The organism is Brevibacillus porteri, from assembly GCF_003013475.1.
Lineage (GTDB): Bacteria > Bacillota > Bacilli > Brevibacillales > Brevibacillaceae > Brevibacillus > Brevibacillus porteri.
This window is the reverse complement of record NZ_PXZO01000029.1, coordinates 1-17,135: the sequence shown is the minus strand read 5'-3', so window position 1 is coordinate 17,135 and position 17,135 is coordinate 1. Positions and strand designations below refer to the sequence as shown.

Here is a 17,135-nt window from a genome sequence, read left to right as displayed (position 1 = left end):
ATTCTAAGGGGTGCACTTCATACATGTCCACGAGGCTTTTCCTTAGTTATTCGTCTCCGCCTTCATACAGCTTCGATAAGAATTCTGTAAATGTTTCAGCCACTGGGGAGATCGCATCTCTTTGCCATTCTTCCAATGATTTTTCTTCTATTTCACCCTCATACAGGTCTTCCTCTGTGATCAAGAATTCGTGATGTACGAAAACAACGATTGGTTCAGCATGTTTTCCGTTACTATAGTCAAAGCAAATGTAATTACCGGCAGCATCATACCCGATTGGGATCACTCCGTCAGGTACACAAACCTTAAGATCCTCGTGTGCTGTTAAGATATAGTAACTCCCAACCTTACTACTAAGGCTATAGAATGTATGAAATACTTTACCTTCTCCTTCCTCGTAATCAAAGACACAAGGAACAGGACATCCTTCATTATTCTCAAGCATGCACTCTACAAAATCTTTGGGAAATCGTACGCCCAAGGCAGCTTCTACTTCCTCGATATCTTGGATGTCTATTTTCTCTGTGCAACTTTCAAATGTTACATGCTTTGGAATTGTCATGTCATTACTCCCTGTGAAAGAATTTCGCAATCATTGCACCGCTTTACTTATATCGGTAATTCTTACATTTCGTTGAAACCAGAAAAACAAAAAGAAGGGGCGTGATCCCCTTCCTTTGCAACTCATTCCATGTCTACTGTTCTTTCTATAACGAGGCCCATGTGCTTTCTAGCCACTGATCAAAATCAGCACCTTTTTCACCCTCGTACGTATCATATATATCGCTTCTCATTTTTTGCAGCTTCTCTTTGAACTCCTCAAACGTATGGCCTTTTGGCAAGCTTTTCTTAATTCTTACCAAGGCTTTCGTTGCTCCTTTGATCAAGTCGCCTTTTTTCTGAGCAGGTAATCGAACACCTTCCCCAAAGGCTTTCAGTTTATGAAAAGCAGTCTCTTGCACTTTGTACACCGTATCATTTTCCACGATACGCTTCAGTAATTGAATCGTTTGCTCATGCTTCCACTGCCCTAATTCTTCAACAGCCTCTAAGCGCTCTCTCCAATTTGATGTTCGATTAGCAGCTTTCTTTAATTCCTCAAAGTTTAGGGGAAACTCATTTTTGATTTCAGTATTATTCAATCGAATCTATCTCCTTCTGACTATCATCCTTCTATTATGACACTACGTCACACGAATAACACCACCTGATCACATATAAATTCCTCGAAACTAGGTCTGTTCCCGTCATCCCATGAATAAAATGAACGGAATTTCGCCATTTCATCTGTCTTCTATCCATCGAGAGGAAAATGGAGGGTTGCCTATTGTTAGCAGTCAGGAAGAAGAAAATATCCCTTTGGGTGATCAGCGCAATGATGATCTCTGCCATACTGTTGCTCTTTGTGCCAACTGTAGAAGGGGCACAGGGCAAGGAATCTGACGCATCCACAAACACAAATGTTGTAGCTGCAGCCAAAGTCGCACCAAAAGGCTTTTATGCAAAATGGGAAATGGATGTGGGTGGAGCAAGAGGATGCTCCTCGTTGTGCTGGGAGTATTTTTACTTCATCAACGATAAGCAGGTGGCAACAACATTTCCAGATGGCGGAATAGATGCACTTAATTGCAGTAAAAATACATGTTTGACCTATCAAATCAAAGGAAACAAACTCACGCTCAGTAACGGAAAATCGTATACGTTCAAGGTCAAATCGACAAACGAACTGGAAATCAATGGTGGAAAATTCATCAAATATGCCCCCTCCACTGGACTGAAGCTTCAGGGCAAGTACGAGTCTTTCAGCTATTCCTCCAACGTTCTTGGCACCGGATACGCAAGCTCGATCACCTATGTATTCAATAAAGACGGTACCTTTGTGGACAACAGCATCGTGGGCGTCACCACAGATGGTTCCAGTACAGGAGATAATTCGGGCACTTCTACTAGCGTCGGATCAGAGTCCAAAGCATCCGGAACCTATCAGATCGTAAATTATACTCTCTCTCTAACCTATAAGGATGGCAAAACGAAAAAGCTCCTATTTTTCCTACCTGAACAGCCAAGTCCCAAAATGCTGCGCATCGGAGGTCGAGACTTTTTGCTCGCGGATGGTAACGCCGCGAAACCTCAGCCTCCTGAACCGCCTTATACTGATTTTCTCACCACCAAAAAAATAGCCAAAAAACAAGTACTCTTTACCTTCAAGCCAAACAAGAGCGATCAGTATGACAACATCAAAATTACACTGCAAGGGTATCAATGGGCAAAGCTGACGATTGAGCCTGCTTACGTTAAGTCTTTTCAAGGGTTCAGCGATAAAGGGATTGTCGCCCTGACAGCCAAATACCGAATCGATAATACCTCGGCGCAAACGGTTAAAGTCAGCAGCTTGCAGGCGACGCTTGATTTGCCCGATTCCAAAGCCACTGTAAAAGCCGCAAACGGATTGACCCCCACAGTCAAGGACGAGTTAAAAGCAGGTGAAAGTGTGGAAAGCATGCTGGTCATTTTGGTTCCAGCGGAGCATTTTGACAAGAACAAGGATTTCAAGCTGTGGTTCGGCCCATTGCTTAACCTCAATGGCCAAGACGTGCTTCAAGAGGAATGGCTCAATTTCAATATATGGAAAAAGTTATAGGAAAAAGCTTCTCGCCTCTCATGATTAAGGAGGCAAGAAGCTTTTCATTTTTAATCAGGCACGAACATCTCCATGATACGTCTTGCAGCTTCTTTGTATCCGCCAGCGTTACGCAAGGAATCCCCTACCTGCATCGCACGCTCTTTATAGGTCGATTCGTTCAACACTTGTAGCAAAGCATCCTTCAAAGCTGTCGGTGTAAGCTGCCCTCTATCTAACATAATTCCCGCTCCCAGCTCCTCCACCCGCTTCGCCACAATCGGTTGATCAGAGCTTAATGGAATCATGACGAGTGGCACATGAAAATAGAGAGCCTCACTCGTACTGTTCATGCCAGCATGTGTAATAAAAGCATCGGCTTGCTGGAGCACTTCCAGTTGAGGAACGTACGGCTCAACGATGAAGTTGGGCGGAATATGGTCTCCGAACGACTCCAGCTCTGTGTCTCTTCCGCAAGACAGTACGAATTGAGCCGGGATATCTTGAAAGGCTGCAAAGCACAGTTTGTACAATTCCACATCTTTGGTCAAAATACTGCCCATAGAAATGTATACGACCTTATCGTGTGGCGAGCGAAGCTTTTCAAACGGAAAAGAAGGAGCATCCGGACGCGATGTAATCGAAGGTCCTGTGAAAATGTAACTATCGTCCAGCTTGTCAGCATCTGGCTGGAATTCACGGCTGGTAAAGACAATCTTCATGTCCCCAAACTGGCGGGTAATATCTTCAATGGCAGGTACGGGTACGTTGCATATACGAGCAATGCTTTGTGCAGTCTGCGTCACTCGTTCATAAAGTGCATTCACATCTACATCACTTGCATCAAATACTTCTACAATCTGGCTGAGCGGTTCAGCAAAAGCCAGGTTGGTTACGGAGCAGATCGTCGGGATTCCTAACTTCTCCCCTAAAATTGCCCCTCCCCAGCCGAATAAGGAGTCGAAAATGAGGTAATCAAATGAATCGGTTTCGATCTGCCGGAGAATCTCTGGAATGTGGAGTTCAATAATGCCTCGGAGCATAAAATCGGTGAAATGAAGCGGGTGTTTGAATTCTGTTGGGTTAAAACCTAAATCACGAAATACTGGTTCATCCAATTGATAAGCGCGGAATTGCGCCCCAGTCTGGGCAAGCCTATCCCGATATTCTTCTGAACACATATAGACGACTTCTTCTCCGTTGTCGACTAACTGCTTCACTAATCCCAATGTAGGATTCACGTGACCATCTGCTGGAATCGTAACATACAATACGCGTGCCACTCACTCCACCTCCAAAAGAATATCCAATTAGAAAATGTTTCCATTTCATTATAGGTTAGATATCTGATGAAAATGGTTAAAATCCAAATATTTCATAATTTGTTCAATATTTTATATGAAGATGTTTAGTATCGTGTATAAACCTTTATATACCCAAAAAATCCCAACACAAAAATCCCTCCAGCTATCATTTCTCCATGTGAAGGGATTTCCAACCATACTATTTAATTAGGAAAGCCCCAAAAACCCGATGCCTACAAGGAGTTTAACTTCTGTACTTTTTTGAGATATTTAAAATATTCGTCTCGAAGCGGGTGCTTTTTACTCAACCACGGTTTGCTATCCTCCCCTGTATAGTGAATAATGGCCGGGTCTAATCGCAGGTTGCTTTTATAAAGATGCTTGGACTGATAATTCCACTTTGTATCGAGTTGGAGCCAACTATCATGAAGAATCGCATTCATCGGATCTTGACTGGGATAACGAATAAGACTTTGGTTCTTTTTCATGTAATCCAAAATCTTGTTCGTGATGTTATGCTCTCTCCATTTTTTCAAATTCATGACTAATACTCCCGCATTAAAGTAATCACAGTCATCCGGAATAGCCAGATCGGCATGTCTTAATTTGTTTACCCCTTGCCAAGAATCCTTCACAGCTGCAAGTAAGTAATGATCAACATTGGTGTTCCATAATGGAGTGATGTCTTCTTTAATAACGATATCACTGTCCAAATAAATCACTTTTTCAACTTCTTTGTCCAGCAGGTCTGGAATAGAAATTCGATGATAGGTTTCCTGCGTAAGATGATCACGGACGAGGAATCCATCATATAGGGTCGGATCAATAGTTACATATTTGATTTGAGCATGGAATCGTTTCACAGTTTTCGTTAAGATGGATTTATTTTTCCCTGAGACTTGACTGTCAATAACGTGAACGGTGACTGGGTTTTTAGAAACTTTATTTTCAAAAAGGGAATATAACATGACTGCGAGATGGATAGCAAAACCATCATTAACGGCTGTTACAATATGAATCGTGCCCACTATTCTCCCACCCCATATCCTTATTGAGCTATATATACACACTATTCATGGACAGCGTTGGTTTGTGTGATGAAAATACCTAATTATTTCTAGATGGGAGCACAATTCACAGCTGCAAGCCTCCGCTAATGCGGCTTTTTTCTGTGATCGATCAGAAAACCGTTATACGACTAGAGCATGTTCTATCCATCCCCATAAAATATATAAGCTGTGAGGAACGACTCGAATTCGGTAATGACCTTATCCCATAAGAGCGTTATGGGGGTAATTTGTCCAAGCTCCAGACAGACAGGGAACAAGAAAGTACCTATTTAAAAGGGTGATGAAATATGATCTCCTTTGTGGTTGGCAGAGGTATGGGCCATCTCGGTAGATGCATTAGCATAACGGAAAAATTGCAGCAACACCATCTTCCTATTCACGTGTTTGCCTTTCGGGAAACACATGGCTATTTATCGAAAAACCTGCACAATGACGTTCAGTTGAAAGCCTTTAAATCCAAAAAATTCGAGGATGGTAAACAAACCACACTATTAATAAATGATTGGCGCTCCGATGTGCCTCGATTTCGCAGTGAGGGGAAGGTCGGTGGAAACACAAAGGTAGTGACCCTCTATCACAGTGACTTTATCATCGGTAAAAATGATTCAGCTCCCATGCAGGAATATAAAAATCGCATTGTAGAAATCGCCAATCACTCCGATATCTTTCTGCACATGAATCTTATTCCGCCTAAGCAGACCCATCCGCAAATGAACTGCATCTACATCCCGATTCCTTTAATCACCAGGGAAATCAGCCAGTCACCGGAAGAAGTGCGACGCATGTTAGGTCTTCAGCAGAACGAGTCGTTTATTTTGGTTCACATGGGGGGCGGACTCGCTAACCGTTATGAACAGATCGTGAAGTGGTATGATCAAATAAACTCACTTGCCAGCCGCTATCGATTTGTTATAGCTGGCCAATTGGCAGATGAAGATTACCCATTCGATGAAAGAATCATCAAAGCCCCTCTCATCCCGAATGGCAAAAACCTTGTACAGGCGGCCAGTCTGGTCATTAGCAAACCGGGCATGGGCATTTTAGGAGATTGCATCTCTACAGGAACCCCATTGCTTTTCCTTCCGCCGGATGATGCGGAACGCGAGCAAAAAATAGATATGCTGCGAGAAATAGCCAATAGTGATCAGATATCGATCCAGGAACCGGAAGAGATTGTACCAAAGATCGAGTATGCTTTAGGAAATAAAGAGGTCATTCAAAAAAGATTTCGTCTTATCCCTACCAACGGCGCTGAGGTCGCAAGCAAAATTATCGAAATGGCATACCAGATCCCGCTATCGAAATTGCTAAAAAGACAGGAAGATCTCTTGCGCTTGACGCCATATCGCTCATTTGGAAATAAGGACTGATGACTTTGAAGCAAACAAGGAGGACTGTCTTAGGTAGAAGATCAATTTCTACTTAAGACAGTCCTCTTACTTTCGCTCATATCCCCGCAAAATTCCCTTCTATGCGCCGAGTATATTTTCGATTAGAATATATCAGTGCTACTCTGCTATCGGCAGAAGGTCCAAATCTTTCACAGGTTTACCCTGATAATATTGGAGGCTTTTACTACTATCATGAACAGTCAACAACATACCAACGTCAAAATCGTCACAGCCGATCCGAGCGCGATCGGTTTGTTCGGACTGGCTATCGTTACGTTCGTAGCTTCTTCGCAAAAGCTTGGGCTGACAGAAGGTCTTGGACTCGTGATCCCTTGGGCCATCTTCCTCGGTGCTTTTGCCCAACTCTACGCCTCTATCCTCGATGCGAAGCACAACAACACATTCGGGACGACCGCTTTTGGGGCGTATGCATTCTTCTGGTTTGCGACGGCAAGCAGTTGGCTTGTGAAGCTCGGTGTATTCGGTGAGACACTCGCTGCTAATGCTGACGGTGCACAGCTCGGCTTTGCCTTCGCTGGATATCTCATCTTCTCCATTCTGATGACGATTGGATCGATGGAGACTCACAAAGTATTGTTCTTTATCTTCGTCCTGATCGACGTTTTGTTCGTGGGCCTGACTTTTGATGCTTTTGGTGTTGCTTCTGGCGTATTCAAACCAATGGCTGCTTATGCTGAAATGGGAATCGCTCTTCTCTCCTTCTACGGTACAGGGGCAGCGGTGTTGAATAATCACTTTGGTAGAGTATTCCTTCCTGTTGGTCGTCCGTTTGGGATTTTTAAAGATCGTTCTTAGTTTGGTAGCCGCTCTTCGCGTTGTTCTGCGCGGGGGCGGCTTTTTCTATTCGTTGAAAAGCAGCGTAACATATCCGTTTCATCTACAATATAATGTGCCTAGAACAATCTAAAGAGGTGAGCCGATGGCAGTCGTAAAAGCCAGGAGCAGTGATATTGACATGTTGGCAAGGTTGCTTCGAGCCGAAGCTGTGGGTGAAGGCGAAATGGGTATGCTCCTTGTTGGAAATGTTGGCGTTAACCGAGTAAGAGCGAATTGCTCCGATTTTAAAGGAATCCGAACCATTCCCCAAATGATCAACCAGCCGCATGCGTTTGAAGCTCTGCAACATGGTATGTACTACCAAAGGTCTAGAGAGAAAGAACGCCGTCTGGCACGACGGGCTGTGAATGGGGAGCGGCATTGGCCGGGCAAATTCTCCCTCTGGTATTTTCGTCCGGGAACGGCGCAAAATCCCCTGCCTTGTCCGCCAACCTGGTATAATCAGCCGCACGTAGGACGATACAAGCTTCATTGTTTTTATGAGCCGACCGCGAAAGAATGTGAAAATGTATATAATACTTTTTAATTTTATGGGCGAAAACAGCCCAGACATTACACTGCCCCAAGCGAAAAAAGGGGCAGTTTTTTTGTAAGCTCGCGCGGGAATGTGATCATGCATGATTCGCTACGTATCATACGCGAGTCACATCCATAGGTGTGGCCTGCCCAATCATTATTTTTGGGTTGAACATACACTGTTGAGAATTCATTGTAAAAGGAGAGATTTTTCATGGCATTTCGGCCACCTCCGGGTCAGCCGCCAGGAGCACAACAAGTACCAGAGCCGTTAACTCCTCCCCCATCGTTCATCCCCCCACAACCCGCTCCCTTTCGAATTGATCCAAGGGCTATTGAAGGTTGTTTGTTTCGTTTTACGTATCTTTGGCTTGTAAATGGAGAGCAATTCTGGTTTTTCCCCGTTTTTATAGGTTCTAGATCGGTTGCAGGGTTTAGATGGACGGGGAGGTCTTGGAGACAAACTGGATTTGATTTACGGTTAATTATTGCATTTACATGCTTGTAAAGCCACGGCTCCCTTCCCTTTTACACCGATTCGATACACAGGATACGTATACTTTGAATTTGGCAACACAGCCAGGGATTGATTCAACCTGTCTCGCGAATTCATAGGCTGCACGATCTTTGTCGTTAACGTGCAGCCTATTTAAGCTGCCTACTCCTCCACCATAACTACTCACCCAAAGTGTCGTTCTAATCGAACGGCTATTTTTTTGTACACCATTTGTTAAATGGCTTCCATAGCTGTAAGATATGCCCTACCATATACTTTTTCTGGTTAAATCTAAAGATTATTTCCGAAACGACCGATATAGTTAGTATTCCGGAAAATATTTACTGTGAGCATATTTATTTGACGTTATGCTCACATCTCAAAGGAGGATATCTTATGAAGAAACGAAATCATACTAGAATTTTCAAATTAATCGCTAGTTTATCTGTTATTTTCGCTACTGTAAATTATCCAGTTATCTCTTTTGCCGAAACAGATGATTCTAGTTCAGTCAGTGAATCAAGCAACGCTGATGACATTAATACCGGTATAGCAGACTTAGACTATGATAATGACGAAGTTTTAGCAGTAAGTGGTGATGAGATAGATAGTTTTGTTCCAAAAGAAGGAATCAATCCAAAAGGTAAGTTTATCGTCATCGAACGTAAAAAGAAGTCACTTGCAACTTCTCCAGTCGATATTTCCATTATTGATTCTATGACTAATCGCACTTACCCAGGAGCATTACAACTTGCCAATCAAGCTTTTACAGAAAATAAACCTAGTCTATTACTCGTACCAAGAAAACCTTTGACTATTAGTATTGATTTACCAGGTTTGAAAAAGGAAAATTCAATTACTGTGGATAATCCAACATACGGAAATGTGTCTGGAGCAGTAGATGAGCTTGTTTCTAAATGGAGCGATGAGTATTCAGCAACACATACTTTACCTGCGCGATTGCAGTATGCAGAATCAATGGTTTATAGCAAATCTCAAATCGGAAGTGCTCTAAATGTTAACGCTAAATATCTTGATTCTACATTGGGAATTGACTTTAATGCGATTTCTAGTGGAGAGAAAAAAGTGATGGTGGCGGCATATAAACAAATATTTTATACGGTAAGTGCGGAACTGCCTAACGATCCATCCGATCTTTTTGAGGATAGTGTTACTTTTAAAGATTTAAAACGTAAAGGGGTAAGTGATCAATCCCCGCCTGTAATGGTATCAAATGTAGCTTATGGTAGAACCATTTATGTGAAATTAGAAACAACCTCTAAGAGCAAAGACGTAAAAGCAGCATTTAAAGCCTTGCTTCAGAATAAAGGCAGTGTAGAAACGAATGCCGAGTATAAGGATATTTATGAAGACAGTTCCTTTACAGCTGTCGTATTAGGCGGAGATTCACAAGAGCATAACAAAGTCGTTACAAAAGACTTTAGTGAAATCCGGAATATCATTAAAGATAATGCGGAATTTAGCCTAAAGAACCCAGCATACCCAATCTCATATACAAGTGTTTTCTTAAAAGATAATGCAATTGCTGCCGTTCATAACAATACAGATTATATTGAGACTACAGTTACAGAATATTCGAAAGGCAAAATATCCCTTGGTCACTATGGCTGGTATGTCGCTCAATTTGATGTCTCCTGGGATGAAGTTTCCTATGATGAAAATGGTGAAGAAGTACTAACACATAAGACGTGGGAAGGAAGCAACCAAGACAGAACAGCTCCTTTCAATACAGTCATTCCTCTGCCGCCTAATGCAAAAAATATAAGGATTTTTGCGAAAGAATGTACCGGCCTTGCTTGGGAGTGGTGGAGAACCGTTATTGATGAACACAATGTTCCATTAACTAGTGAAATTAAAGTTGAAATTGGCGGAACGACATTAAATCCAACAGGCGGTATTACATTTAATTAGTTGAGAAAAGAAACGGCTGAAATCCTTTTTATTAAGGACTTCAGCCGTTTTTCTTTTTCTTATTCCTAATTCAAATGAATAGCCGTTACTGGATGCTCCTCACATTGCTTGCCCTATTCATTATTTCGAAACGAACAGGGAGGGTAACAGTTGCATCATTTCATTCACATGCGGTGATTCTCCAAACATGAGATGCTTGTTCCAATCTTCCGTGCCAAGTTCCCTATCACCCATTTTGATAAAACACAAACCTCTCCGATAGTAAATATCTTGTTCGTCTGCATCAGAAAACGCAAAGGCCTCTGTATAATCGGAAATGGATAATTGCCACTCCTCCTGTGCTTCATAGACCCATGCACGGTTGTAAAGGACGGTTCCATTTTTCTCTAGTGCAATAGCTTCAGTTAGATCAGCTATGGCCCTGTCATACTCCCCCATCTCATAGTACAGGACAGCCCTGTTTGTCCAAGCGGCCATCATTTCCCTATCCTTGTTTAGGGCAGCGGTAAACGTTTTTAGTGCTTGATCATTATTGCCATCCGACATTTCAATTAAACCTAGTGTACACAGGAGCCGCGCATGATCAGGCTCTATTTCTAAACCGAATTCAGCATCTTTTCGGGCCATTTCGAATTTCTCCACTTGATACAATAATGTAGCTCTGTTAAGTAATCCATCAAGATTTTCGGGGTCTATATCAAGCAAGTAGTCATAGTCCGCCATTGCTTTCTCCACATCTCCAAGACGATTGAAGGCAGTAGCTCGATTGAAATAAACCTCTGGAAACGGAGGACTAAGCTTTATCGCTTGGTTATAATCTTCAATGGCTTCATCCAGTCGCCCCATTCGGCTATAAAGGTTTCCACGATCAAAGTAATATTCTGGATAATTGGAATCAATCTGTATCACTTGGCTAAATGTTTCAGCTGCTTCTTCAAACCTTTTTAAAGCTACGTAAATCAGCCCTTTATTATGAAGCAACACCGAGCGATGCAACATATGTTCATCAGGAGCAAGATCCTGATTTAACCTTTGCCATCCTTCCGTAACCAATCGAAGCGCTTCTTCAGGATTATCCATATGTAACTCTACTAAAGCCAATCCATTTTGGTTAAATACTTGTTGAAATGCACGTTCTTTTTCATCTTCAATCAATTCTGCCAAATCAATGGCTTTTTGTATCCATTCTTTCGCCTTCTCGTGTTCTCGTTCTCGGTGATGCCTCGTATAGTACATGGAAAATCCATATGAAATTTGCATATGAACTCTAAAATCATCAGTGTTTGCGTACACTTCTCCTAAAAGCGTCGGTATATCATCAGTTTCACCCAATGCAGCCAGAGACGTAGCCATTTTCATTGTAAAATACCGGCTATTATCAAATTCGCTGCTCCAATTCGTCAGTTTCCGGCCACGTAGGCTCATATCGATAGTCGCATCGTAAAAACCCATGTTAATGCTATAACTAACTGCTTTAAACAACGCTTCGCTTGCTGATTTCTCAGAAGTACCGCGCTCCAGATGAAACGGAATGGCGCCTAAGTGCAGTGACCACTGCTCTTCTTTTATAAGAGATTCTGCCCGCTCTTCGTGAAGGCTCTGACGAATTTCAATAGGAGTTGCTTCATAGGCGAGCAATTCCTGCTCACAATCTGATGTGCAGTCAGAAAATATGTATCGTTTCGTTAGCTCAAGTCGCTGTTCGTCAGATAGATTTACTATCCCCCTATCTTGTTCGATGTCAGAAAGAATAGTAGCAGGCTCCGTATACGTTTGTAACGCCTTTTTCAGGGCTTCCTTTTCCGCTATTTCACTTGAACTTACGATCACCTGAATCAGGTCAGACTTCGCACGACGCAGAAGTGTACTTATAAATTCTGCATCAAGTTGATCACAGGCCTGCACATTTTCAAAAACCAGGGTCAATTTTCCCATTCGTTCCCGATTCGCTAATGCCAATAAAAGATCGATCAAACCATTCGACATGCGAAGTGTACGCAATTTCGAATAATAACGTGTTCTCTCTTTCGGAATAGCAAGAGAGGTAAGTGTTTCTACACTAACAGGAATAACTGCTTTCAGTTCTGGTGCTATGGATAAGATCTCGATGCCGTGTGATAAAATCAGGTCTGGCCACTTCGAATAAGCTTCTGGAATAATCTGGCGCAGAAGGTCACCAGTACCTGTATAGGGTCCTCTAAGATTGCAATGACAATTGCTGACATAACATGTGGAATATTGCTCTTCGAAGTACTTCTTTTCTCGGTCGCTGCGTCGAGATCCAATCAGCCATTGGTGTGTAATCGATTGTTTCATTTCGACTCATCCCCTCTGTTCCATTGATAAATTCCGAATTTCCCTTTTGTTTCTACGCTCTTTTAGGTATAGATAAAATACAATTCCATACTGGACTCCCGTTATAGACAAGAAAACAACGGAATCCCAGAATTTCATATCTTCTCCTGTAAATATGGAGAGAAAAATATTCGTTAAAAGTTGAATAGCGACCGGAATCATATAGAGCATCATTCCTGTCATCATCATCCAGCCAGTTGCGTAAAAAAAGCTGTACCATCTCGCTACCTGATGATCCCGTTCCGTATACTTGGACATATCGACCATCATGTTCTTTTTTCCAATTAGTCCATACCATATATTTTTCAAATAGGAACGTGTAGCCTCCTGAAGATTTACACACCCTAACATCGTAATCATTAAATAATAGATATCTGTTTGAAGATGAAAATAAAATTGCCAGAAGAAACGCAACAGTGTTGTAAATGCTAGTCCCATACAATATGCAGCTATGATTGTCTTCTCACCTGTATTTATCCAAATTGCACCAGCAACGATCACCAATAAGGAATACCACAAAATATCACCGAACATTCCAACTAAAAATGGAAGAACACGCTTTCGTATTGGGAATCCCCAAATACCTGGCATGGAAGAAGTGAAGACCAAAAAGTACATTCTTCTGCCTATACTTAGTTCTGACGGGATACCCAGTCTTCGTCCGGCAAGCATGTGCATCCATTCATGAAACAAGATCCCTGGAATCTGACCGATCGTCATGCCAAGAAAAATCACCATGGCGTATTCGGAAAATAAGATGCTTTGTCGACCCGGACGAATCTGTGGATATTGGTATAACAACCACAAGGCACAGGTTATGATGGCACCATAAATCAGCCAACCAAGTGGAGAAAAAGCTAGCTTACCCAACCATTGCCCCGATACTTTCTGCGCTTTCGTTTCCTTTTCCTCAACATCACAAATAAATGTCAGGTCACGTAATGTCTGCAAAAAATCATCCATGTCCACTTCATCGTGATAGGTATCTTGATACCAGGAATGCGCTTCGGCAACCCCCATGCCCTCTTGCAGTTTTCGTACAAGTGCTGCTCCATCCTCAGGAAAAACAGCAAACGTATCCGTCCCAAACCGCCCAATCAGGACTCCTTGCTTATCCTCCAGAAATGTTAACGGGTGTAATTGGATCATGCGATTTTCGTTCATGACTTTCCTCCCGGATGTTGTCATGCTATCTTTATAATTGAAAAAGAGGGGCAAATGCCCCACTTTTTCAATGTTACTGAAAAATCTTTATGCCTGCTCGCAAGTGCAGTCGTACATTGTGTTAGCTACTGAAGTCAATTTTACAGGCTCGGTTTTTTGCACAGTAATTTTTTTCATAATAATGCCTCCGATAAATTGTTATTTATACCATATTCGCGAATGTATGGTATATACTGGTAATGATAGCTTGTAATTTTCTGACTGTCAATAATCTTTTGATTTTTTTGAAAATAAAATATTTTCAGGAAAATACAAGAAAACTAAGGTAGGTAAATTGGGATTCTTTTCCAATCCCACCCTTTATATCTTAAGAGTCTTATCGCTTCCATGATGAATTAAATTTATTACGAAATAACCCTTCCACATTTAGGAAGGGTCTAGACACCAATGCTTCTTGCTTTCATTTTTCCGTACTAACAGTGTACAGCACTCCACATGTGACGAGTAGACAGTAGGGGTACTAGCCCCGCAGCGTGAATACATTGTTATGCGCCGTTACTGTCTTCGAAGCATCACCTAAAAACCTTTGATCAAGATTCCAACTCTATTTTTTACTTTGGTATAAAAACTCAACTTCACGATCTAGCAAATATCGATATTCAAATAATTGCATTGTTCTTTCCCTAATTCTCTCCCGTATAGCCCTGCCCAGGCTTACCGATCCTTGTGATCCAAGGTAACGATTATCAATAAATGTTTTCTCTACAAATTTTGTTTCCCTTAAGTGATACTGTAACCATTCTTTCTGCGATTCAATTAGTGCTTCTCTTGGTTCTCTATCCAACTTAGAAAGAAACTTTTTATATATTTGATTCAACTCCTTATCCCAAATCTCTGTATATTTGCTTTCCAAAGCCCCCCATTGCAATGTTGTAATTATCTCTTTGGAATTTTGAAGTTCATTAAATTCCACTTCATAATCATGATCGATAGGATTTCGAAGCATTTCATCATAAAATTCTCCTTTCAATTCATAGTTCCCAATGTTCATGGATAACACTTCATTGTTAGAAGGATCTGATCGACCTTCAGTTATTTCTTTCGATTCTGTTCCATTACCTGTACTCACTACATCAGGAGGCAGTTCCGAATTCATTATTGATTTAGTTTCGCTGTTCAAAGTAGTCGATTGACTAATATTTTGACAAGATGAAAACATTATCGTAATAAAAAGTAATAAGAGTATCTTACCTTTCATAAATTATCTCCTTAAATATTATCTTTACTATTTACCGGTAATGGCGCATAACGTCTTATTCACGAACTTCCTAAATAATCCCATATGTAGGGTATTCTCGAAAACTTTTGAACTATCCTGCGCGTAACTTTAAGAAAGGACCTTGTGCGTACAACAAATTCTTAAATAATTTGGTACGGAACAAACGAGGGTAAACTCTGCCGCAACATTAAAATGTAAATCATTCGGCACTGGGTGGGGTCTAATTAGAAGCCTATACATGCCCTGTAGAGGACAATAAAAGAGCCGCCCATTTTTTTTGGTGGCTCTGCTTCTATTAGTCCTTTATACAGCCCCTCAAAGGCTCTCAGATTGTCTCAGTCGATTTTGTTGCTTCCTGCTTCCTCCGATTAAGTTCACGGTAAAGTGAACCTTTGATTGGCAGTAACGTCAGATTGGACAGGCTATTCGATGCTGTAAAAGGGAATGTCGGTCTAAAACAATCCGCACTAATAAAAGAGTTGAACAAGCTGAATAAGCAACTAGAACAGTTAGAGAAGAATGTTCAGGGACTAATAACCCTCTTCTCAAATCAGGCTCTTACCCTTGAGCAGTTTAATGCCAAAATCAACGCAATCAGGAAGAACAACATGTCCTTGCCAAACGCAAAGCGGAATTAGAAACCATTCTCGAAACGCAAAAAGACACGGAAGAACAATTCCGTGCCTTTCAAAAGAAAATTGCGCTGTTTGCACAGCTTGACATTGATGATGAACAAGTTCTAAAACAATTGCTCCATCATGTAATTGAAAAGATAGAAGTCCATCAAGATGGCTCTATCAAGATTCATTACAATATTGCTCACCCTCAGGAAATGAGCGAACTATTGCAAGGGGCTTAATCGGAAGCCCCTTTTAATTTAAGTAACACTGTACACTCCACATGTGTGGTTTGCGTAAAATAGACAAGCTTCCGATGTGGCAGTATTCGCTAAGTAATATCCTAGATTAGCTCTCGACAGATGCATCCTTTTCGTCTCAGTAGGTATTGTTGATATTTGTGCCGAGAAGATGAATAAAAGCACCTTGGCAATAGTTGTAAAAGTGCTTTTGTTACACAAGAACAAAGCATCCGATTTTACCACCCTGGGTCAGTGCCATAGGAAACTACTTGAGAATGGTTTGGAATGTTTTGCACCTCATTTGCTTGAATAGTTAGAGGCACAGCAACTAAGAACACCGTCATAAATATATGCATGAGAAGCCTGTTCATCACTTTCCCCTTTGGATTTCGTTTATTAATGTCCGGGATTATCCGAATATAACTTTATAGTTTTTATTGGAGAAACGTTGGTTCCATGTTCAATTTCATTCCTAACATTAGGAGTAGTTACTGTCAAGACAGAGAACGAGATTATAACAGAACAGGTTACAATATTCATTACTAACTTTTTCATCATTCATCCCTCGCTTCGCTTTCCTTATATACCTCATTATATACTTCTTTTAGATTTCCTATAAGTTCCAATTTCATCATTTCTTCATGTGTGTAATGATGAGAATGTATCTCATTGTAACATTGCAAAATACTTTTATAATCACTTATCTTAGCGTAATACAATATACTATTTAGATAAGCCTCCATTCCTTCATCAAAACAACCCCTCTTAACCAAAAATCTGCCTTTGTATTTGTAGTACCTTCCTAGTTCGGAATATTGATATGGATCGGTGTACTGAAGTAATAATTTACTCTCTTCTGACCCTAGAATACTGCTAATTGAATCAAGATCATTGACTTTAAATAAAGCTTCCAAAAGCATATTTACTCGATGTAAACGATTACTATCAGTTACTTCTTCTACACACTGATACAACATAGGAATAGCAACGCTATATTTCCCTGTCCGAGATAGAATAATGGCGCGGTAAAACTTCAACCGTTTAATAATCTGCGTGTACTTCAATTCTTCATAAATATTCAGGTGTTCTTCCAAGTTACTATATTTTCCCAAGAATAGGTATGAGTTGCATATAGCTAAAGCAACCTGTTCTTTTAACGTATTACTTGTCTTATCTTCGAGATGACCTGTTTTCCCCAGTTCAATACATTTGTTATAGTCCTCAATGTTATGAGCATGAAGCGCCATTCTATAATAAAATGTAATCTTTTCTCTATAGCCCCCTAGAGAAC

13 protein-coding genes and 1 pseudogene are annotated in these 17,135 nt (G+C 41.1%); 6 read left to right on the top strand and 8 right to left on the bottom strand.

Features of this window, described 5'->3' with window-relative positions; translation table 11 throughout:
• Nucleotides 1-46: 46 nt before the first annotated feature.
• Both C7R92_RS16215 and C7R92_RS16210 read right to left on the bottom strand, forming a co-directional pair.
• Entirely contained in the window at nt 47-562 is a 516-nt protein-coding gene (locus tag C7R92_RS16215; protein WP_106834959.1) for an SMI1/KNR4 family protein, read from the bottom strand.
• A 145-nt stretch (nt 563-707) separates the two neighbouring features.
• Entirely contained in the window at nt 708-1,142 is a 435-nt protein-coding gene (locus C7R92_RS16210; RefSeq protein ID WP_069847153.1) for a HEAT repeat domain-containing protein, read from the bottom strand.
• A gap of 185 nt (nt 1,143-1,327) precedes the next feature.
• Here C7R92_RS16210 and C7R92_RS16205 point away from each other — a divergent pair, with 185 nt between their 5' ends.
• Nucleotides 1,328-2,641 (top strand): hypothetical protein, encoded by a 1,314-nt coding sequence (locus C7R92_RS16205; protein ID WP_106834958.1) that lies wholly within the window; start codon nt 1,328-1,330, stop codon nt 2,639-2,641.
• A gap of 50 nt (nt 2,642-2,691) precedes the next feature.
• Here the strand turns inward: C7R92_RS16205 and C7R92_RS16200 are convergent, their stop codons facing one another.
• Together C7R92_RS16200 and C7R92_RS16195 are read right to left on the bottom strand one after the other, a co-directional pair.
• Nucleotides 2,692-3,903, bottom strand: a complete 1,212-nt coding sequence (locus tag C7R92_RS16200) for a macrolide family glycosyltransferase (RefSeq protein WP_069847157.1) — start codon at nt 3,901-3,903, stop codon at nt 2,692-2,694.
• A 254-nt stretch (nt 3,904-4,157) separates the two neighbouring features.
• On the bottom strand, nt 4,158-4,952 hold the full coding sequence (locus C7R92_RS16195; RefSeq protein WP_106834957.1) for a glycosyltransferase family 8 protein: 795 nt from the start codon (nt 4,950-4,952) through the stop codon (nt 4,158-4,160).
• 329 nt (nt 4,953-5,281) lie between these two features.
• Between C7R92_RS16195 and C7R92_RS16190 the strand changes: the two genes are divergently transcribed.
• The 5 genes from C7R92_RS16190 (at nt 5,282) to C7R92_RS16165 (ending at nt 10,187) form a co-directional block, all read left to right on the top strand.
• On the top strand, nt 5,282-6,364 hold the full coding sequence (locus tag C7R92_RS16190) for a glycosyltransferase family 28 protein (RefSeq protein WP_106834956.1): 1,083 nt from the start codon (nt 5,282-5,284) through the stop codon (nt 6,362-6,364).
• A 213-nt stretch (nt 6,365-6,577) separates the two neighbouring features.
• Complete coding sequence (locus C7R92_RS16185; protein ID WP_106834955.1) at nt 6,578-7,201, top strand: acetate uptake transporter; 624 nt, start codon at nt 6,578-6,580, stop codon at nt 7,199-7,201.
• A gap of 124 nt (nt 7,202-7,325) precedes the next feature.
• Nucleotides 7,326-7,769 (top strand): cell wall hydrolase, encoded by a 444-nt coding sequence (locus C7R92_RS16180; protein WP_106834954.1) that lies wholly within the window; start codon nt 7,326-7,328, stop codon nt 7,767-7,769.
• Nucleotides 7,770-7,973: 204 nt separating this feature from the next.
• Complete coding sequence (locus tag C7R92_RS33280) at nt 7,974-8,267, top strand: transporter (protein WP_106834952.1); 294 nt, start codon at nt 7,974-7,976, stop codon at nt 8,265-8,267.
• A gap of 384 nt (nt 8,268-8,651) precedes the next feature.
• Nucleotides 8,652-10,187: a thiol-activated cytolysin family protein gene (locus C7R92_RS16165; RefSeq protein WP_106834951.1), complete on the top strand. Its 1,536-nt coding sequence runs from the start codon at nt 8,652-8,654 to the stop codon at nt 10,185-10,187.
• Between the two features lie 120 nt (nt 10,188-10,307).
• On the opposite strand, the gene C7R92_RS16160 is transcribed toward C7R92_RS16165, so the two are convergent.
• The 4 genes and pseudogenes from C7R92_RS16160 to C7R92_RS32045 all read right to left on the bottom strand — a co-directional run.
• Entirely contained in the window at nt 10,308-12,503 is a 2,196-nt protein-coding gene (locus C7R92_RS16160; RefSeq protein WP_106834950.1) for a tetratricopeptide repeat protein, read from the bottom strand.
• Nucleotides 12,504-12,509: 6 nt separating this feature from the next.
• Entirely contained in the window at nt 12,510-13,706 is a 1,197-nt protein-coding gene (locus C7R92_RS16155) for a hypothetical protein (protein ID WP_106834949.1), read from the bottom strand.
• Nucleotides 13,707-14,310: 604 nt separating this feature from the next.
• The gene (locus C7R92_RS16150) at nt 14,311-14,964 is read right to left on the bottom strand and encodes a lysozyme inhibitor LprI family protein (protein WP_106834948.1); all 654 of its coding nucleotides are present in this window, start codon (nt 14,962-14,964) and stop codon (nt 14,311-14,313) included.
• A 1,434-nt stretch (nt 14,965-16,398) separates the two neighbouring features.
• Nucleotides 16,399-17,135, bottom strand: a pseudogene (locus tag C7R92_RS32045) (transcriptional regulator); the annotation flags it as partial.

Bases quoted from the DNA above. Each gene is read 5' to 3' on its own strand.
- C7R92_RS16215 (WP_106834959.1), bottom strand. From the start codon at position 562: ATGACAATTCCAAAGCATGTAACATTTGAAAGTTGCACAGAGAAAATA.
- C7R92_RS16190 (WP_106834956.1), top strand. From the start codon at position 5,282: ATGATCTCCTTTGTGGTTGGCAGAGGTATGGGCCATCTCGGTAGATGC.
- C7R92_RS16185 (WP_106834955.1), top strand. From the start codon at position 6,578: ATGAACAGTCAACAACATACCAACGTCAAAATCGTCACAGCCGATCCG.
- C7R92_RS16180 (WP_106834954.1), top strand. From the start codon at position 7,326: ATGGCAGTCGTAAAAGCCAGGAGCAGTGATATTGACATGTTGGCAAGG.
- C7R92_RS33280 (WP_106834952.1), top strand. From the start codon at position 7,974: ATGGCATTTCGGCCACCTCCGGGTCAGCCGCCAGGAGCACAACAAGTA.
- C7R92_RS16165 (WP_106834951.1), top strand. From the start codon at position 8,652: ATGAAGAAACGAAATCATACTAGAATTTTCAAATTAATCGCTAGTTTA.
- C7R92_RS16160 (WP_106834950.1), bottom strand. From the start codon at position 12,503: ATGAAACAATCGATTACACACCAATGGCTGATTGGATCTCGACGCAGC.
- C7R92_RS16155 (WP_106834949.1), bottom strand. From the start codon at position 13,706: ATGAACGAAAATCGCATGATCCAATTACACCCGTTAACATTTCTGGAG.
- C7R92_RS16150 (WP_106834948.1), bottom strand. From the start codon at position 14,964: ATGAAAGGTAAGATACTCTTATTACTTTTTATTACGATAATGTTTTCA.